The sequence below is a fragment of the Microbispora sp. NPDC004025 genome, from assembly GCF_053604425.1.
Map to the genome: position 1 here is coordinate 223,110 of NZ_JBSGHN010000015.1, position 16,777 is coordinate 239,886.

18 protein-coding genes are annotated in these 16,777 nt (G+C 72.0%); 4 read left to right on the forward strand and 14 right to left on the reverse strand.

All coding sequences use genetic code 11. The features are described 5' to 3' along the window. Positions 1-27: 27 nt before the first annotated feature. From ACWEQG_RS31465 to ACWEQG_RS31520, 12 genes are all read right to left on the reverse strand, one after another. Positions 28-972 (reverse strand): aldo/keto reductase, encoded by a 945-nt coding sequence (locus tag ACWEQG_RS31465; protein ID WP_452290275.1) that lies wholly within the window; start codon positions 970-972, stop codon positions 28-30. After that, the gene (locus ACWEQG_RS31470; RefSeq protein WP_452290277.1) at positions 969-1,466 is read right to left on the reverse strand and encodes a hypothetical protein; all 498 of its coding nucleotides are present in this window, start codon (positions 1,464-1,466) and stop codon (positions 969-971) included. Before ACWEQG_RS31470 ends, ACWEQG_RS31465 begins: the two co-directional genes overlap by 4 nt. A 127-nt stretch (positions 1,467-1,593) precedes the next feature. After that, complete coding sequence (locus ACWEQG_RS31475; protein WP_363469958.1) at positions 1,594-3,012, reverse strand: acyl-CoA carboxylase subunit beta; 1,419 nt, start codon at positions 3,010-3,012, stop codon at positions 1,594-1,596. Positions 3,013-3,026: 14 nt separating this feature from the next. Beyond that, positions 3,027-4,259, reverse strand: coding sequence for a beta-ketoacyl-ACP synthase II (fabF, locus tag ACWEQG_RS31480; RefSeq protein WP_452290279.1), 1,233 nt, complete (start codon positions 4,257-4,259; stop codon positions 3,027-3,029). 108 nt (positions 4,260-4,367) lie between these two features. Beyond that, the gene (locus tag ACWEQG_RS31485; protein ID WP_169984581.1) at positions 4,368-4,607 is read right to left on the reverse strand and encodes an acyl carrier protein; all 240 of its coding nucleotides are present in this window, start codon (positions 4,605-4,607) and stop codon (positions 4,368-4,370) included. Positions 4,608-4,687: 80 nt separating this feature from the next. Continuing rightward, on the reverse strand, positions 4,688-5,644 hold the full coding sequence (locus ACWEQG_RS31490; RefSeq protein WP_452290281.1) for a beta-ketoacyl-ACP synthase III: 957 nt from the start codon (positions 5,642-5,644) through the stop codon (positions 4,688-4,690). Next, on the reverse strand, positions 5,641-6,537 hold the full coding sequence (locus ACWEQG_RS31495; RefSeq protein ID WP_363469970.1) for an ACP S-malonyltransferase: 897 nt from the start codon (positions 6,535-6,537) through the stop codon (positions 5,641-5,643). The genes ACWEQG_RS31490 and ACWEQG_RS31495 overlap by 4 nt, the downstream gene beginning before the upstream one ends. 117 nt (positions 6,538-6,654) lie before the next feature. Further along, positions 6,655-7,803 (reverse strand): PucR family transcriptional regulator, encoded by a 1,149-nt coding sequence (locus ACWEQG_RS31500; RefSeq protein ID WP_346226074.1) that lies wholly within the window; start codon positions 7,801-7,803, stop codon positions 6,655-6,657. Positions 7,804-7,971: 168 nt separating this feature from the next. Continuing rightward, positions 7,972-9,630, reverse strand: coding sequence for a DUF2079 domain-containing protein (locus ACWEQG_RS31505; protein WP_452290283.1), 1,659 nt, complete (start codon positions 9,628-9,630; stop codon positions 7,972-7,974). Positions 9,631-9,778: 148 nt separating this feature from the next. Continuing rightward, positions 9,779-10,219 carry a DUF350 domain-containing protein gene (locus ACWEQG_RS31510; protein WP_452290285.1) on the reverse strand — a complete coding sequence of 147 codons (441 nt, stop codon included), beginning with the start codon at positions 10,217-10,219 and terminating at the stop codon, positions 9,779-9,781. 15 nt (positions 10,220-10,234) lie between these two features. Further along, positions 10,235-11,398: a glutathionylspermidine synthase family protein gene (locus tag ACWEQG_RS31515; protein ID WP_452290287.1), complete on the reverse strand. Its 1,164-nt coding sequence runs from the start codon at positions 11,396-11,398 to the stop codon at positions 10,235-10,237. Positions 11,399-11,401: 3 nt separating this feature from the next. Next, positions 11,402-11,893 carry a hypothetical protein gene (locus ACWEQG_RS31520; protein ID WP_363469982.1) on the reverse strand — a complete coding sequence of 164 codons (492 nt, stop codon included), beginning with the start codon at positions 11,891-11,893 and terminating at the stop codon, positions 11,402-11,404. 134 nt (positions 11,894-12,027) lie between these two features. Here ACWEQG_RS31520 and ACWEQG_RS31525 point away from each other — a divergent pair, with 134 nt between their 5' ends. The 4 genes from ACWEQG_RS31525 to ACWEQG_RS31540 all read left to right on the forward strand — a co-directional run bounded on the left by ACWEQG_RS31525 (position 12,028) and on the right by ACWEQG_RS31540 (position 14,915). Then, the gene (locus ACWEQG_RS31525; RefSeq protein ID WP_452290289.1) at positions 12,028-13,044 is read left to right on the forward strand and encodes a PHP domain-containing protein; all 1,017 of its coding nucleotides are present in this window, start codon (positions 12,028-12,030) and stop codon (positions 13,042-13,044) included. 69 nt (positions 13,045-13,113) lie between these two features. Continuing rightward, positions 13,114-13,572 carry a helix-turn-helix transcriptional regulator gene (locus ACWEQG_RS31530; RefSeq protein ID WP_363469987.1) on the forward strand — a complete coding sequence of 153 codons (459 nt, stop codon included), beginning with the start codon at positions 13,114-13,116 and terminating at the stop codon, positions 13,570-13,572. A gap of 120 nt (positions 13,573-13,692) precedes the next feature. Beyond that, on the forward strand, positions 13,693-14,406 hold the full coding sequence (locus ACWEQG_RS31535; protein WP_363469990.1) for a helix-turn-helix transcriptional regulator: 714 nt from the start codon (positions 13,693-13,695) through the stop codon (positions 14,404-14,406). Between the two features lie 116 nt (positions 14,407-14,522). Then, a complete protein-coding gene (locus ACWEQG_RS31540; protein ID WP_363469993.1) occupies positions 14,523-14,915 on the forward strand; it encodes a VOC family protein in 393 nt (130 codons plus the stop codon). 372 nt (positions 14,916-15,287) lie between these two features. Here the strand turns inward: ACWEQG_RS31540 and ACWEQG_RS31545 are convergent, their stop codons facing one another. Both ACWEQG_RS31545 and ACWEQG_RS31550 read right to left on the reverse strand, forming a co-directional pair. Next, a complete protein-coding gene (locus tag ACWEQG_RS31545) occupies positions 15,288-15,866 on the reverse strand; it encodes a hypothetical protein (RefSeq protein ID WP_452290291.1) in 579 nt (192 codons plus the stop codon). Then, positions 15,863-16,471 carry a hypothetical protein gene (locus ACWEQG_RS31550; protein ID WP_452290292.1) on the reverse strand — a complete coding sequence of 203 codons (609 nt, stop codon included), beginning with the start codon at positions 16,469-16,471 and terminating at the stop codon, positions 15,863-15,865. Before ACWEQG_RS31550 ends, ACWEQG_RS31545 begins: the two co-directional genes overlap by 4 nt. Positions 16,472-16,777: the final 306 nt, after the last annotated feature.

Here is a 16,777-nt window from a genome sequence, read left to right on the forward strand (position 1 = left end):
GTTGTCGTACGGACCGGGCGGACCGGATCAGGCGAGCCGGTCCAGCAGGGCGATGTCCCCGGGGGACAGGCGCAGCAGGGCCGCGGCCATGTTCTCCTCCAGGTGGGCGAGCGACGAGGTGCCGGGAATGGCCAGGGTCACCGGGGAACGGCCGAGCAGCCAGGCGAGCGCCACCTGGGCGCGGGTCGCGCCGTACCGGCCGGCGACCTCGTCGAGCACGGCCAGCCGCTCGGCCGAGGGGGCCATGCCGGGCGGGGCCTGCGACAGATCCAGGCCGGGCCGGAGCATGCCGGCGGCGAGCGGGAAGTAGGCGGCGAACGCGATGCCGGCGGCCTCGCACGCGGCCAGGACGTCCGCGGCCGACCGGTCGAACAGGTGGAACCGGTTCTGCACCGCCGCCACGGGCGCGATCGCGCGCGCCTCGGCCAGTTGTCCCGTCGTCACGCCGCTGAGCCCGAGCGCGCGGATCAGCCCGCGTTCGCGGAGCTCGGCCAGTGCCCGGAAGGACTCGGCGAAGGGCACCTCGCCGGGGAACAGCAGTCCGTCGCCGCCCACCCGCAGGTAGACGAGGTCGAGCCGAGCCCGGCCGAGCCGGGCCAGGTTCTCCTCGACCTGCTCGCGCAGCCGCTCCGGCTCCGCGGCGGCCTCGAAGCCGTGCCACTCGTCGCGGACCACGCCGACCTTGGTGGCGATGACCAGGTCGTCGGGATAGGGGTGCAGGGCCTGTCTGATCAGGTCGTTGGCGACGTGCGGGCCGTAGAAGTCGCTGGTGTCGATGTGGGTGACGCCCAGCTCCACGGCCCGGCGCAGCACGGCGAGCGCGGTGGCGTGGTCGCGCGGCGGGCCCCACACACCCGGGCCCGGCAGTTGCATCGCGCCGTACCCCAGCCGCCGGACGGCCAGGCCGTCCGCGAGCCGCAGGACATCGCCGGTGGAACCGGTGGAACCGGTGGATCCGGTGGAAACGATCATTCGAGCCTCCTCGTGCCGGCCGCGGCGCGGTCGCCGCGGCCACGGGAGAGGCGGGCCTGGATCGACGCCGTGGTGATCGCGCCCTCGGAATCGCGGTCGAGCTTGTGGCGGCGCACGAGGTCGTGCACGCCCTGGCGGGTGATGCCGAGCATCGCCGCGGCGACCGAGACCGGCACCGCGGTCGCGGCCGGGTGCCCCGCGCGCCGGGCGACCGCCCGGCCCAGTGGGGTGCCCCACCACGCGGCGGGCGGATCGAACGGCGTGTCGCCGGGATACAGCGCGCTCACCAGCCGGATGGCGAGGAAGGCGGCCGCGCGGTCGTCCTCGCCGCACAGCACGTCGGCCCAGGCCCGGCTCTTCACCGCCAGAAGCTCGCGCAGCCGCGTGTCCTCGCCGGACAGCTCGTCCGGCTCGAACAGGATCTCCAGCGCGCCGAGCACCCTGCCGCCGACGATCCGGCGCAGGTCCTCGGCCAGTTCGCGGCGTTCGTCCATGCCTGCCCCTCTCATACTTGACGACTAGCATCAAGTACTTGTCGTTGAACGTCAAGTAGTCGACGGCGCCGTGAGAACGCGAAAGCGCCGGCCCCCGGGTGCGGGGACCGGCGCTTCCGGTACGTCGTCAGAGCGGGATGTTGCCGTGGGCGCCCCGGGCCGGGGTGGCCTGGGCGAGCACCCGGGCGATCGCGCCGCGTGTCTTGGCCGGCTCGATCACCTCGTCGATGACGCCGAGGTCGAGGGCGCGCTGGAGGCCGCCCGCGGTCTTCTCGTGCTCCTCGGCCAGCCGGGCCTCGAGGGCGGAACGCTCCTCCTCGGGGGCGGCCGCGAGCTCACGCCGCTTCAGGATGCGCACCGCCGCGACCGCGCCCATGACCGCCACCTCGATGTTGGGCCAGGCGAACACCCGGGTCGCGCCGAGCGAGCGGGAGTTCATCGCGATGTAGGCCCCGCCGTACGCCTTACGGGTGATCAATGTGACGCGGGGCACGGACGCCTCGGCGAACGCGTGCAGCAGCTTCGCGCCGCGCCGGACGACGCCGTCGTGCTCCTGACCGACACCGGGAAGGTAACCGGGCACGTCCACGAGCACCACCAGCGGCACTCCGAAGGCATCGCACATCCGGACGAAGCGGGCGGCCTTCTCGGCGGAGGCGGAGTCGAGGCAGCCACCGAGCCGCATGGGGTTGTTGGCGATGACACCGACCGTGCGGCCGCCGAGCCGGCCCAGGGTGGTGACGATGTTGGGCGCCCACTTGGGGTGCAGCTCCACGCCGGGCTCGTCGAGCAGCCCCTTCACCAGCGGATGCACGTCGTAGGCGCGGCGGGGGTTGTCGGGGAGCAGGTCGCTGAAGTCGACCTCGTCCACCTCGCGCACCCGGCCCTGGTGACCGAGCAGGCTGGCGAGCTGGCGCGCGCGCAGCATCGCCTCGGGCTCGTCCTTGGTGACGACGTGGACGACGCCGCTGCGCTTGCTGTGCGGCTCGGGGCCGCCGAGGGCCGCCATGTCGATCTGCTCGCCGGTGACGCTGCGGACGACGTCGGGACCGGTGACGAAGATGCGGCCCTGGTCGGCCAGGATCACGATGTCGGTCAGGGCCGGGCCGTAGGCGGCGCCTCCGGCCGCCGGGCCGACGACGACGGAGATCTGGGGAACCAGGCCGGACGCCTTGGTCATGGCGGCGAACACGCGGCCCACGGCGTGCAAGGACTCCACGCCCTCGGCGAGCCGGGCGCCGCCGCAGTGCCACAGGCCGATGATCGGCACACGCTCGCGCACCGCGACGTCGTAGGCGTGGACGATGTGCTCGCAGCCCACCGCGCCCATCGCGCCGCCCTGGACCCGGGCGTCGCTGCAGAACGCCACGACCGGCACGCCCTCGACGCGGCCGGTCACCGCCAGCACGCCGCTCCTGTCCTCGGGGGTGATCGTCCGGATCGACCCCTCGTCCAGCAGGTGGCCGAGGCGCACCAGGGGGTCACGAGGATCGACGGCGGCCGCGTCGGCGGCGTCGGCCACCGTCCTGCTGTCGAGCACAGTCATTCGAGACTCCCTTGTCAAACCGTCGTGAAGGCCACGGCGACGTTGTGTCCGCCGAACCCGAAGGAGTTGTTGATCGCGGCGAGCTGGTCGCCCTCGAGCTTGCGGGGTTCGCCGCGTACGAGGTCGACCTCGATGCCGTCGGCCGGGTCGTCCAGGTTCGCGATGGCCGGCACGATCCGCTCGTGCAGGGCGAGAATGGTGAAGATCGACTCGATGCCGCCGGCGCCGCCGAGGAGGTGGCCGGTCATCGACTTGGTGGCGGTGACGATCGCGTGGCCGCCGATGGCCTCCTTGATCGCACGAGCCTCGATCTCGTCACCGAGCGGGGTCGAAGTGGCGTGGGCGTTGACGTGGACGACGTCCGACGGGGAGAGGTCCGCGTTCCTGAGGGCCCGGAGCATGGCCTCCTGACCGCCCTTGCCATCAGGGTCGAGCCCGGTGATGTGGTAGGCGTCGCTGGTGTAACCGGCTCCGGCGGCCACGGCGTAGATGCGGGCGCCGCGGGCCAGGGCATGCTCCTCCGACTCCAGCACCACGATGCCCGCGCCCTCACCGAGCACGAAGCCGTCGCGGCCCTTGTCGAACGGGCGGGAGGCGCGCTCGGGCTCGTCGTTGCGGGTCGACATCGCCCGCGCCGCGGCGAACGACGCCACGTTCAGACCGTGGATCGCCGCCTCGGTGCCGCCGGCGACCACCATGTCGGCCCGGCCGGAGCGGATCATGTCGATGCCGTAGCCGATGGACTCGGCGCCGGTGGCGCAGGCGCTGACCGTGGCGTGCGCGCCGGCCTTGGCGCCCAGCTCGATGCTGATCCAACCGGCCGAGCCGTTGGGCATGAGCATGGGCACGGTGAACGGCGACAGCCGGTTCCAGCCCTTCTCCCGGTAGAGGTCGTAGGCGGACAGGATCGTTCCGATGCCGCCGATGCCGCTGCCGACCACCACGCCCAGCCGGTCCCCGTCCACCTCGGGCGCGCCCGCGTCCTGCCAGGCCTGCCTGGCGGCGATCAGGGCGAACTGCTCGGCGCGGTCGAGCCTCCTCGCCTCGGGCCGGGGGAGCACCTCGCCGGGATCGACGGCCGCCACGCCGGCGAACTTCACCGGTACGGTGTCGACCCAGTCCTCGGTGAGCGGGCGGATGCCCGACCGCCCCTCGAGGAGCGCCGACCAGGTCGATGCGACGTCTCCACCGAGGGGCGTCGTCGCGCCGAGCCCGGTGACTACGACACGTACCCGGTCCTTACTCACTTGTCTGCACTCCTCTTGCGTATGGCGTGAAAGGGGGCCGGACGCGCCCTGTCGTCTCGTCGGAGGCGGGGCGGGCACGTCCGTGCGGCCGTCGTACGGCGGGGACTACTAGGCCTGGATGAAGCTGATGACGTCCTTGACGGTCTTCAGGTGCTTGAGCTGGTCGTCGGGGATCTCGACGCCGAACTCGTCCTGGGCCGCGACGGCGATCTCGACCATCGAGAGCGAGTCGATGTCCAGGTCGTCCACGAAGCTCTTCTCCGGGGTGACCTCGTCGGCCGGGATGCCGGTGATCTCGTTGATGATCTTGCCGAGGCCCGCGAGGATCTCCTGCTCGGTCAGTGCCATGTCGCGACTACTCCTTGGATTTTCTGTCTTCCGGGTTTTCTGGGTTGCCCCAGCTCTGTACGGCAGGCCGTACAAGTTCCTCAGGGGATCTCGATCACCTGGGAGGCGTAGGTGAGACCGGCGCCGAAGCCCAGCAGCAGGGCCAGGTCGCCCGACCGGACCTCGCCGCGCTCGATCATGCGAGAGAGCGCGAGCGGGATCGACGCGGCCGAGGTGTTGCCGGCGAGCACGATGTCCTTGGCGACGACGGCCTTGTCGGCGCCCAGCTTGCGCGCGATGGCCTCGACGATCCGCAGGTTCGCCTGATGGGGGACGAACGCGTTCAGGTCGGCGGGGTCCACCCCCGCACGCTCGCAGGCGAGCTTGGCCACCGGGTGAAGCGCCGTGGTGGCCCAGCGGAACACCGTCTGGCCTTCCTGGTGCAGGAAGGAATTGCGGTCCTTGATGGTGATCGCCTCGGCCTTGTCGCCGGCGCTGCCCCAGGCCACCGGGCCGATGCCCGGCCGGTCGGAGGGGCCCACGACCGCGGCGCCCGCGCCGTCGGCGAAGATGACGACGGTCGACCGGTCCTCGGGGTCGACCCACTGGGTGAGCTTCTCGCTGCCGACGACCAGCACGTTGGTCGCCGAGCCCGACCGCACCGCGTCGGACGCGGCGGCCAGCGCGTAGCAGAACCCGGCGCAGGCGGCGTTGATGTCGTAGGCGCCGGGGGCCGTGATGCCGAGCCGGTGGGCGACGCGGCCCGCGGCGTTGGGGATGGGGGCCTCGATCGTGCAGGTCGCCACGATCACCAGGTCGATGTCGTCGCTCGACAGGCCGCTTGCCGCGAGGGCCTTGCCGCCCGCCTGCACCGCGAGGTCGATCTCCGACTCCTCCGGGCCCGCCACGCGGCGTTCCTTGATGCCGACGCGGCTCTGGATCCACTCGTCGTTGGTGTCGATCCGGGCGGCGAGATCGTCGTTGGTCACGACCTGGGCGGGCTGGTAGCCGCCGAAGGCGAGCACCCTCGCCGCGGGAGCGCCTTGGTCGAGCCTCACTTCAGCACCTCCCTGGCGGCGTCCAGGTCAGCGGGGGTCTTGAGCGCCACGGTCTTCACGCCGGGCAGGGCGCGCCGGGCCAGGCCCGTCAGCGTGCCGCCGGGCAGCAGCTCGATCATGGCGGTGACGCCGCGCTCGGCCATCGTCGCCATGCAGGCGTCCCACCGGACCGGGTTGGCCACCTGGTTCACCAGCCGGTCCAGGAACTCACCACCTCCGGCGACGGCCGCGCCGTCGGCGTTGGACAGCAGCGTGACCGACGGGTCCGCGGGGGTGAGCGCCGCGGCCTCGGCGCGCAGGTATTCGACCGCGGGGGCCATGTGGACGGTGTGGAAGGCTCCGGCGACCGCCAGGGGACGCACCCGCGCCTTCTCCGGCGGCTCGGCCGCGAAGGCCTCCAGCTGCGCCCGCGTGCCGCCCGCGACGATCTGACCCGCGCCGTTCATGTTGGCGGGGGTCAGTCCGTGCTTGGAGATCACGGTGAGGACGTCCTCCTCCACGCCGCCGAGCACCGCGCTCATGCCGGTCTCGGTGACGGCGGCGGCCTTGGCCATGGCCCGGCCGCGCTCGCGCACCAGGGCGAGGGCCTGCTCGGGGGTCAGCACACCGGCGATCGCGGCGGCGGCGAGCTCGCCCACGCTGTGCCCGGCCACCATGTCGGGCCGGACCCCGAGAATCTCCGACGACGCCAGGGCGGCCGCCACCAGCAGGGGCTGGGCCACGGCGGTGTCGCGGATCTCGTCGGCGCCGGCGGTCGTTCCGTACGACACGAGATCGAGCTCCACGATCTCCGACCACGCGGAGATCCGCTCGCGGAACTCGGGGATCTCGAGCCACGGACTGAGGAATCCTGGGGTCTGGGCGCCTTGGCCCGGAGCGACGATGACGAGCACGTACTCAACCCTGCCCTGTAGAGGTTCACCACACTGATGGAGATCCGAACGAACTTTGTGGCCGCCGCGTTGTGGGGTACCTACAGTTTCGGTGTCGAGAAGATTAAGGCACCCGGCTCAGGTTACGGACAGGCGCCCGAGTATGAGACCCACCTGGAGGGTGAATGCGGACCGTCCCTCGGTGGGCTGGTACCCGGTCAGTTCCGTGATCTTACGTAGACGGTACCGCACGGTGTTGGGATGGACGAACAGCAGCCGGGCGGTCGCCTCGAGGGAGGTCCCCTGCTCCAGGTACGTCGCGAGCGTGTCGAGCAGCGGGGTCCCGGCGAGCGGCTTGTAGACGTTCTCCACCAGCTGGGCCCGGGCGTCCTCGTCGCCGTCCAGCGCGCGCTCGGCCAGCAGGTCCTCGGCGAGCACCGGGCGCGGGGCGTCGGGCCAGCCGGCGGCGGCGCGCAGCCCCGCGATGGCGGCGCGGGCCGATCTGGCCGCCGCGTGCAGGTCGGGCACCTCGGGCCCGATGACGACGGGTCCGGGACCGAAGCGCGCCACGACGCCGCGCGCCGCGTCCTTGACGCCGTCCGCGCCGCCCACGATGACGATGAGCCGGTCGCCCTGCACCCCGGCGAGCAGCTCGTGGCCGAGACGGCGGCCCTTGTCGCGCAGCCCGTCGATGACGCTCTGCGGGTCCTCGTCGGGGGCGTACCCGGCGAAGACGACGACCGGCGCGGAGGTCCAGCCGAGCGCGGCGGCCCACGAGTGCAGCCCGTCGTCGACCTGGCCGCGCACCAGCGCGTCCACGATCAGCGCCTCCAGCCGCGCGTCCCACGAGCCGCGCGCCTCGGCCTCCCTGGCGTACACCTGCGCGGCGGCGAAGGCGACGTCGCGCGTGTAGCGCAGCATCGCGTGCCGCAGCAGCTCCGCGCCGCCGGGCGCGGCCAGCTCCTCGACCTGGGCCTCGACGACCTCGACGACGATGCGGACGAGGTCGACCGTCTGCTGGAGCGACACACTGCGCTTGAGCTCACGCGGCGCGGTGCCGAAGAACTCGATGCTCGGCGTCGGCCGTCCCTCGCCCGCGTGGCCGAACCACTCCACGAACGCCGCGATGCCGGCCTGGGCCACCAGCCCGACCCACGACCTGTCCTCCGCCGACAGCGCGCGGTACCAGGCCAGCCGCTCCTCCATCCGGGCCATCGCGGCCGTCCCGAGGCTGCCCATGGCCCGATCGAGCCGCCGCGCCGTGTCCTCCCGGATCCTGTCGCTCATGAGCACACCGTCTCCGGCCACCCGGGCGACGCCGCCCTGCCCGTCCGTACGCACCTGTCCGTCGCTCCCCGTGCCCCGCTCGCTCACGCCCTCTAGCGTGCCAGGTCGTTCCCGAGATCGTGCCGTACGGTGGCGTGGACGGCGTCGCCGCAGGTGGGAACGGCGACGTCAGGCGCCGATGCGATGCAGGACGACGATGTCCTCACGGTCGAGGCGCATCTCGTAGCCCTCGACGAGGTAGGTGTTGATCAGGCCGCGCAGGTCGTTGTTGATCGAGGCCACGATCCAGGGCGTGCCCCGCTTCTGGTAGTCCCACCACAGCACGGTCGTCCGGCCGGACAGCCGCGCGCCGAAGTCGTCGGTCGCCTCCACCACGACGCCGTCGGGGACCAGGCTCATGGCCTGCTCCCGGGCCGCCGTACGCGGGTCGGGCCGGTAGAAGTCGGGGTTCAACAGGTTGTCGAACGGCCGGTAGGGGACCGTGGTGACCGCGACCGCGAAGACCGCGGCGGCGTAGGCCAGCCGCAGGCCGTGCCCGGGGCGCGGCACCCCGCGCCGCTCCAGCCACCGGATCAGGCGGGCGGCGCCGTCCACCCCGGCCAGCAGCACGATCACCACCACGAACGCGTCGTAGTGCCAGCCGGTCGACCACCAGTTGTCCGAGTCGGCCAGCAGCCGCTCCAGGATCAGCGGCAGCGCCGCCAGGACCAGCGGGGACAGCAGGCACAGGAACAGCGCCGGCCACAGCAGCAGGCCCCAGGTGTCCCACTTCGAGTGGTCGTCGAAGAGCATGGCCGCGAACTCGTGCGGCCGGGTGACCGCGCTCCACAGCATCTGCGGCAGGTCTTCGCCGAGCTTGGAGTAGCGCGTGTAGTAGGCCGGGTTGCCGCCGGCCAGCGGGATCAGGAACTTGCGCACCACCTGGAACACGGCCACTCCGGCGACGGCCAGCCCGGCGCCGAGCCGGCGCTGCCCGGTGAGGAACAGCCACACACCGAGACCCGCCACCAGGAGGCCCATGTCCTCCTTGGTGAGCAGCAGGCCGAGCACCGCGAGCAGCCCGGGCAGCCGCCGCCCGGCGTGCAGCCGCTCGATGGCGATCGCGCTCAGCAGCGGCACGAAGGCGACCTCGTGGAACTCCACCGCCGTCGCCTGCGCGATCGGCCAGGAGATCGCGTACGCCGCGGAGACGAGGTAGGCGTGGGGGGTGCCGAGCACGCGGCGGGTGAACATCCAGATGAACGGAATGGCCAGGGCGAACAGCACGGCCTGCGCGACGAGCAGCGTCTCGGGCCCGTCGTGGAGCCAGTAGAAGGGCGCCAGCACGGCCAGGATCGGCGAGAAGTGGTCGGCGAGCTGGATGTAGTCCATGCCGAAGCCGCCGGTGACCCCGCGCAGCGGCACCGTGGGCGCGGAGAAGCGCGAGTATCCCCGCACCGCCTGGTCGAAGATGACGAGGTCGTAGGTGGCCACCTGGAAGTGGGCGAACCTGAGCAGGGACAGGGTCCAGTTCAAGGCGGCCGACAGCCCGCACAGCACGGACACCGCGATGAGGTGCCGGTGGGACCTCAGGAACCGCCCGGCGGGACCCCGGGGCGCGCTCTCACCGGCCTGGCCGCCCCGCTGTTCCTCCGATCCGGCGGCGGCCATGGCGCCGACGGTGTCTTCGGGCTCCGCCGTGCCGGCTGCCCGAGGGCCTGCCGTGTCCTCCGGCTCCGTGACGGCCGTTCCGTCCACGGCGGCTGCCTCCAGGGTGTCGTCGGGGTCGCTGGCTTCCCGGGGCGGCTCCTCCGCCGGTTGCCCGGACGTCGTGGTCCCCGTGATCACGAGGAGGAGATTAGGCCCTCCGGGCCGGAACGGTCTATACGGGCGTACCCGCGCAAACTTCTCCGCAGGCCGCCCGCCGCTCCCACCTGGGAGTCCTCCCGCCGGCCGATGAATGTTTCACGGCGCACGGGACCACGTCCGTAACGGGTCAGATGACGGCGACGGCCGTGATGAGGCCGATGAAGAAGTGCGTCACGCCGAGAAGGACGGCGGCGGGCTGCAGTGTGGTCTCCCGGACGAGTTCGCGCACCGAGATGCCGGCGACCTTGTCGAAGGCGACCATGCCGAGCGTCTGCACGGCGATGCCCACCAGGCCGAACACGAGCGTCGCGAGCAGCCCCTCCTGCAGGGCGCCGCCCGACGACCAGATGGAGGCCGCCACGACGAGCCCGACGCCCGCGACGCTGGAGGCGGCCAGCACCGTGGCGTTGGGGTTGCGGTCGGTACGGATGATCTTGCTGAGCCTGCCGGGCGTCGCCAGGTCGATGACGTAGAACCCGGCGACGAGCAGCAGCACGCCCAGGATGGCGTACGCGAGGATCGCCAGGGAGCCGTGCGCGAGCACGTCGGCGATGGAGGTCTTGGTCACGGGGGGCCTTCGCTTTCAGCCGTGAATGCGGTGGGGGACGAAAGAGGACGTGTCGTCGGTGACGAGGCCGGAGGTCTCCCGGATGCCGAGCCCGGCCGACTCGTCGTCGATCATCCAGGCGCCGAGCACCGGACGCCAGCCGTCGAACGCGGGCAACGGCAGGAACTCCTGGTAGACGAAGCCCTCCGTGCCGTACTCGCCCGCGGTCTCCATCTCGACGCCCGGCGCGGCGATCCGCATCGATGCGCCCTCGCGGCCGAGCAGCGGCTTGCGCACGTAGCCGGGACCGCCGGCCAGCTCGCGGGGACCGTCGAGGTAGGCGGGCAGCAGGTTGGGGTGGCCCGGGTACAGCTCCCAGAGGATCGCCAGCAGCGCCTTGTTGGACAGCAGCATCTTCCACAGCGGCTCGATCCACGTCATCGAGACCTGCTGCGCGAGCGCGTGCGGCGCGAACGGCTCGGCGACGATCCACTCCCAGGGGTACAGCTTGCACAGCGTGCGGACGACCCGGTGCTCCATGTCGACGAACCGGAGGTTGAGCGGGTCCCAGCCGATGTCCTCCATGGCGATCGCCGCCGTGACGAGCCCGGCCTGCTCCGCGGTCTCCTGGAGGTAGCCGATGGTCATGGCCTCCTCGCCCGTCTCGTCGGCGCTGGTCCACGCGAAGTGGGCCGGGCCCGTCTGGAGCGGGAGCGACTTCCACCGGTCGACCAGGCGCTCGTGGATCGAGTTCCACTGGTCGTCCTCGGGATACACGTCCTTGAGCCAGAACCACTGCACGACGGAGCTCTCGACCAGGCTGGTGGGGGTGTCGGCGTTGTACTCCAGCAGCTTGGCCGGCCCGGTGCCGTCGTAGCGCAGGTCGAAGCGGCCGAAGACGTGCGGGTCGCGCCGCCGCCACGACTCCGCGACGGCCGCGCGGCAGTGCGGCGGGATGCCGAGGTCCGCGAACCGGCCGGAGGTCACGATGTGGTCGGCCGCGGCCAGGCACATCCGGTGCAGCTCCTCGACCTGCTCCTCCAGGGACAGGACCTCGTCCATGGTGAAGACGTAATGGACGCTCTCGTCCCAGTACGGCCGGGTGAGCCCCTCAGGGTGGGCGGAGCGGTGGAAGGCGAGACCCTGCGCCTCGATGAGGGCGGCCCAGTCCTCCCTGGGCGCCGAGGTCGTTCTGCGCATCCGTCAGCCGCCGCGGCTGCCGTGGCCGAATCCGAACCCGCCCCGCTGGACCACGCGCCCGGTACGGGTGGTGATGTGCGCGTCGGCCGGCCGGATCGTCGTGCCGTGGTAGACGCGGCCTCCGTTGCGGGTGCCGCCGTAGTACCAGCGGTACGCGCCGTGCGAGCCGGAGTAGTGGCTGTGGCCGTCGTCATCGTCGTCGCAGTAGTAGTCGTCGACGACGACGTACGACCCGTCCGGGTTCATCGTGGAGGTGTCCACGCAGTCCGCGCCGACCTCCTCGTAGTCGTCGTCCTGGGCCGCGCAGAAGCCGACGACGAGGACGGACAGGACGCCCAGCGTGCCGAGCTTGATCATGGTGGAGGACTTGACGCCGCTCGCGGGCGGCGTCGCCGCCGGCCGCGGCGCGCCGCTCATCGCCATGGGGTGGACGGGCATGGAGGAGTTGCCGGGTGGCGTCATCTTCGGTGGGGGGCTCTCCCCGGGCTCTGCCAATCGGGCTCCTGCTTGTCGAGATCGGCACACATTATCGTCTGGCTGGACGAACGGGACAGGCAGACCTGGGGTTCCTGATGAGTCTGTTATGTCCCGGCCGGCTGATGCCGCGTGCGCCGGGTAGCGTGCCGGATGTGGATCCCGTCGAGGCACTCAAGCGCATCGCCTTCCTGCTGGAACGGGCCGGCGAGCCGACGTACCGCGTGCGCGCCTTCCGCGGCGCCGCCGCCACGATCGAGGAACTGCCCCGCGAGGAGCTGGTGCGGCTCGCGCGCACCGGCGGCCTGACGGGCCTGAAGGGCATCGGCAAGGTCACGGCCCTGGCCGTCACCGAGGCGCTGGACGGCGCCGTGCCGACCTACCTGCGGCGGCTGGAGGACACCAAGGACGTCGACCTGGACGAGGCCGCGCAGGCGCTGCGGTCGGCGCTGCGCGGCGACTTCCACAGTCACTCGGACTGGTCGGACGGCGGATCGCCCATCGAGGAGATGGCCGAGGCCGCCCGCGCGCTCGGTCACGAGTACCTCGCGCTGACCGACCACTCGCCCCGGCTGACCGTCGCGCACGGCCTGTCCGCCGACCGGCTGCGGCGGCAGCTCGACGTGGTCGCCGGGCTCAACGAGCGGTACGCCGGGGACGGCGGCCCGCCGTTCCGGATCCTGACCGGCATCGAGGTGGACATCAACACCGACGGCTCGCTCGACCAGGAGCCCGAGCTGCTCGAACGGCTGGACGTCGTGGTGGCGAGCGTCCACTCGCTGCTGCGGATGGACGCCGCGGAGATGACCCGGCGGATGGTCACGGCGGTGTCCAACCCCCATGTGGACGTCCTCGGGCACTGCACCGGCCGCGTCGTACGCGGACGAGGGCGGCCGGAGTCCCGGTTCGACCCCGAGATCGTCTTCGAGGCGTGCCGGAGGTTCGGGGTCGCGGTGGAGATCAACTCCCGGCCCGACCGGCTCGACCCGCCCAAGCGCCTGATGCGGCTGGCGTACGAGATGGGCTGCGAGTTCGCCGTGGACTCCGACGCCCACGCGCCGGGCCAGCTCGACTGGCAGCGGTTCGGGTGCGAGCGCGCGGCCCTGTGCGGGATCCCGCCCGAGCGCGTCCGCAACACCCGTCCCTGGGGGACTCCTGCGCACTTGGGGTGATAGTGCTGTGGCGTCCGCGTGAGGTGTGTTGGGCGGGTTTCGCCGCACTGATCGACGTAGCGTCGAATCATGAAACGCCGCGACGCGCTGGTGAAGGAGCTGGAATCCGGCGGATGCCTGTCGGCGCGCGAGCTCGCCTCGCGTCTCGGGGTCAGCAGGAGCACCGTCGTGCGCGACGTCGCGAAGCTCCGGGAGGCCGGCGTCCCCATCCGGCTCGACCAGGGCGGGTACGCGCTCGCGGGCCCCGACTCGGTGAAGCGCGCCATCGACAGGGCGCTGCGCGGGCGGCACGTGCTGCGCCTGGAGTACGTCAACAGCAAGGGCGGGCCCACGGTCAGGGACGTCGAGCCGAGCATCTGCCTCGGCGGCCGGGGCGGGCACTGGTACCTGGTGGCCTGGTGCCGGTTACGCGACGACGTACGCGTCTTCCGGCTCGACCGGATCTCCTGGGCCGAGGTCCTGGACGAGCGGTTCCCCGAGCCGGGCCGCGACCGCCTGGCCGAACTCGCCGAGGCCGTCGGCGGCTGACGGTCATCGGGCACCCGCCGCGGCGGCATGGCGCCCCGGCTCCTGCCGTGACCTGAGGGAACGGGCGTCACTCGAACGGGTCAGCGAGAAATGTCGGTGGGGTGGCCTACCCTCTCCGGCGTGAACCGTACCGACCGGCTTTACGCGATCGTCGAGGACCTGCGGGCGATCTCCCCGCGCTGCCGGTCCGCGCGTGAGCTCGCCCTGCGCTTCGAGGTGAGTTCGCGGACCATCGAGCGGGACATCTCCGCGCTGCAGCAGGCCGGCGTGCCCATCTACGCGGAGGTCGGGCGGAGGGGAGGCTACGCGCTGGACAAGAGCATGTCCCTGCCCCCGCTCAACTTCACCCCCGCCGAGGCCGTGGCGGTGGCGATCGCGCTCAGCCGCACAGAACAGCAGCCCTTCGCCGACGACGCGCGCAGCGCGCTGCGCAAGCTCGTCGCCGCCATGCCCGGTCCCGAGGGGGAGCGGGCCCGGCAACTGGCCGCCCGGGTGCAGATCCTCACCGAGGACAAGCCGGAGTCCCGATACACGGGGTCGATCGGCAGGGTCATCGAGGAGGCCCTGCTCCGGAGCGTCGTGCTGCGCATCCAGTACAGCGACGCGCACGGTGTGCTGACGACCAGGGAGGTGGAACCCGGGGCGTTCGTCGGCGGGCGGAGCGGGTGGTGGTATCTGGTGGCCTGGTGCCGCCTGCGCGACGCCGTCAGGGTGTTCCGGCTCGACCGGATCGCCGAGGCCGTCCTCACCGAGGAGCCGGTGCCCGGCCGGCCCCTGGAGGCGTTCGACGCCGACGTGCCGGACATGATCGCGCGGACACCGGTGCTCGACTGACCCGAGTTTCGAAAAAACGTTCGTGAGATTCCGGAAACGCCGACAGGGGGGTGTCGCCGAAGGGCGGGAGGCTCTACCTCACCGAGAACCCGGAAAGCAGAGAGAAAGAGACGACGATGACCACTCCCGCCCCCGCTGTCGACACGGTCGCCTGGTTCGAGATCGCGAGCGACGACCCCGAGGGCGTCCAGCGGTTCTACGGCGGCCTGTTCGGCTGGCGGTTCCGCACCGACGAGGACTCGGCCGCGGTCGGCATGGACTACCGGCTCATCAGCTATGACGGTGACGACGAGGTGCGCGGCGGGGTGTTCGGCACCGGCGGCGACATGCCCGGCCACGCCGTCTTCACCGTCCTGGTGCGGGATGTGACCGAGACCTGCCGGAAGGTGGAGGCTCTGGGCGGGAAGGTGCTCAGCGAGGTCGTGGGCAACGAGAGCGGCCCCGACTTCGCCTACCTCCACGACCCGTCCGGCAACCTCTTCGGCGTCTTCGCCCCGGCCGCTTCCTGACCGTCCGTGCCACCGGACGCTGCCGGAGTGAGCAGATCCTAGAACCTCGCGACGGCCGGTCTCCGACCGGCCGGAGCCTACCGAGGCCGTCCGAACGCCCGCCGGGATCCCCCCTCCCGTGCTTCCCCTGCGGCGCCTTTCCCCCCGGGCCCTTCCCCTCCGGGCCGTCAGGGCGTTCGGGCGGCCCTTCCCCGTGCGAGCCGGAGAACTCGTTCACCGGAACCCTGTGCGTCGGGAACCCTCTTCGCCGGAAACGGCGCAGGAGGGCCGGTCGGTGTGACCGGCCCTCCTGCGACATCCGCGTACCCCGGCGGAATCGGCGTGTCAGCTGTGCGCTGCCGCCCGGCCTGGGCCGGGCAGGACCGCGCGCGTTCAGCGCCGGGCGTACAGGTCCCTGCGACGGAGGATGAAGACCAAGGCCGCGACGGCGATGACCACCACGACGGCGATGATGCCGATCTTCAGCGGCATGCCCGAGTCGTCGGCGTCCTGCGCGGCCGCCCGGTCGCTGAGCACGGACCCGGTCGCCGCCGCCTTCTCCGGCGAGAGCGTGGTCGCCGGGGCCTCGGGGACGACGTCGACCGCACCGGCCTTCACCGTCACCGTCTTGCTCGCCTTGGCGGGCTCGGTGGCCTTCACAGTGACCTTCCACTCGCCGCTCGGCAGCGGCTCCGCGGCGTGGTAGAGGTTCTGGCCCTCGGGCGCCGACCTCAGCGGCACCGGCCCGAAGGTGCGGCCGTCGGCGGAGGTCGCGGTCAGCGTCGCCTCGACGATCTCCGTGACGGGGTGCTTGTCCTCCTTGTACGTCACCAGAACGTTGACGTTGTGGTCGCCGTCCCCGATCACCTCCAGCTTGATCGGTCCGCCGTGGGCGGAGGCCGCCGGTGCGCCGAGCGTCAGCGCGAGCCCGGCCAGCAGGACGGCGAGGACGTATTTCAATGCCTTGGTCACGATTCGTGACTCCCCTCGGGTTCGGTGTCGGGGGTGAGCGCTCCGTCGCCGGGCGTCGTCGGGAGGAACACGTGCTGATGCCCGTTGCCGGCGTCGACGTTCACGGCGTCGAGGGCGGTGCCCCCGACCGACCAGGTGAAGAGCGCGTCGGCGCGTTGCCGTGCGGCCAGGTCCAGAGCGGTGGTGCGGGCCGCTCCGGTGAGGTCGCGCGCGGCCGCGTAGGTGTCGACGGTCGTGGCGAGCTGCCGTACGGCGGAGGCGAGAGTCGACCTCGCCACGTTGGTGGCGGTCTCGCCGGACGGCGGGTCGGCGAAGCCTTCGACGGCGGTGGTGGCCGCCTTCCGCCAGTCCTCTACGTCGGCCGTGGTCACCACGGCCGGACCCGCGGTGCCGTCGACGGGCATGGCCCGGCTCAGCCCCTCGACCACCGGGACGAGCCGGTCGCGCGTGGTGCGGGCCAGCTCGGTCAGGGTCTTGATCTGCGTCTTGTCACGGAGGGCGGATTCGGTGCGGATCTGGTCGGCCATCTGCTCGAGTGAACTCGGCCGGGTCGTCCAGAACACCAGGCCGCCGGCGACGAGCGCGCCGATTACGAATGCGGCCACGAGGCCGGGCACCCGGCTCCGGACCGGCTGCCTGGGTGGTCGGTTGATGATCGCCACCTCCTTGGGGGCGGATGTCGCTGGGCGGGTGGGCTGGCTTCGCCCCATGGCACGTGTCACCGGGGCCGTCGATCCGTTCGCGCTCGTGGGCTCACGCTCCGAGGGGTCTGCCTTGGCTGCTGAGGATCAGCTTCTCGATGCGCTTGCGGCGCCTGGCGCTGGTGATCCGCAGGGCGACGACGAGCAGGGCGAGCAGGGCGAGGACGGCCAGTTGCGGCCAGGGCAGGGCCCAGACGGAGGTGTCGATGG

Coding starts and splice junctions, on each gene's coding strand:
- ACWEQG_RS31465 (WP_452290275.1), bottom strand. CDS start 972: ATGATCGTTTCCACCGGATCCACCGGTTCCACCGGTTCCACCGGCGAT.
- ACWEQG_RS31470 (WP_452290277.1), bottom strand. CDS start 1,466: ATGGACGAACGCCGCGAACTGGCCGAGGACCTGCGCCGGATCGTCGGC.
- ACWEQG_RS31475 (WP_363469958.1), bottom strand. CDS start 3,012: ATGACTGTGCTCGACAGCAGGACGGTGGCCGACGCCGCCGACGCGGCC.
- ACWEQG_RS31485 (WP_169984581.1), bottom strand. CDS start 4,607: ATGGCACTGACCGAGCAGGAGATCCTCGCGGGCCTCGGCAAGATCATC.
- ACWEQG_RS31500 (WP_346226074.1), bottom strand. CDS start 7,803: ATGAGCGACAGGATCCGGGAGGACACGGCGCGGCGGCTCGATCGGGCC.
- ACWEQG_RS31515 (WP_452290287.1), bottom strand. CDS start 11,398: ATGCGCAGAACGACCTCGGCGCCCAGGGAGGACTGGGCCGCCCTCATC.
- ACWEQG_RS31530 (WP_363469987.1), top strand. CDS start 13,114: ATGAAACGCCGCGACGCGCTGGTGAAGGAGCTGGAATCCGGCGGATGC.
- ACWEQG_RS31540 (WP_363469993.1), top strand. CDS start 14,523: ATGACCACTCCCGCCCCCGCTGTCGACACGGTCGCCTGGTTCGAGATC.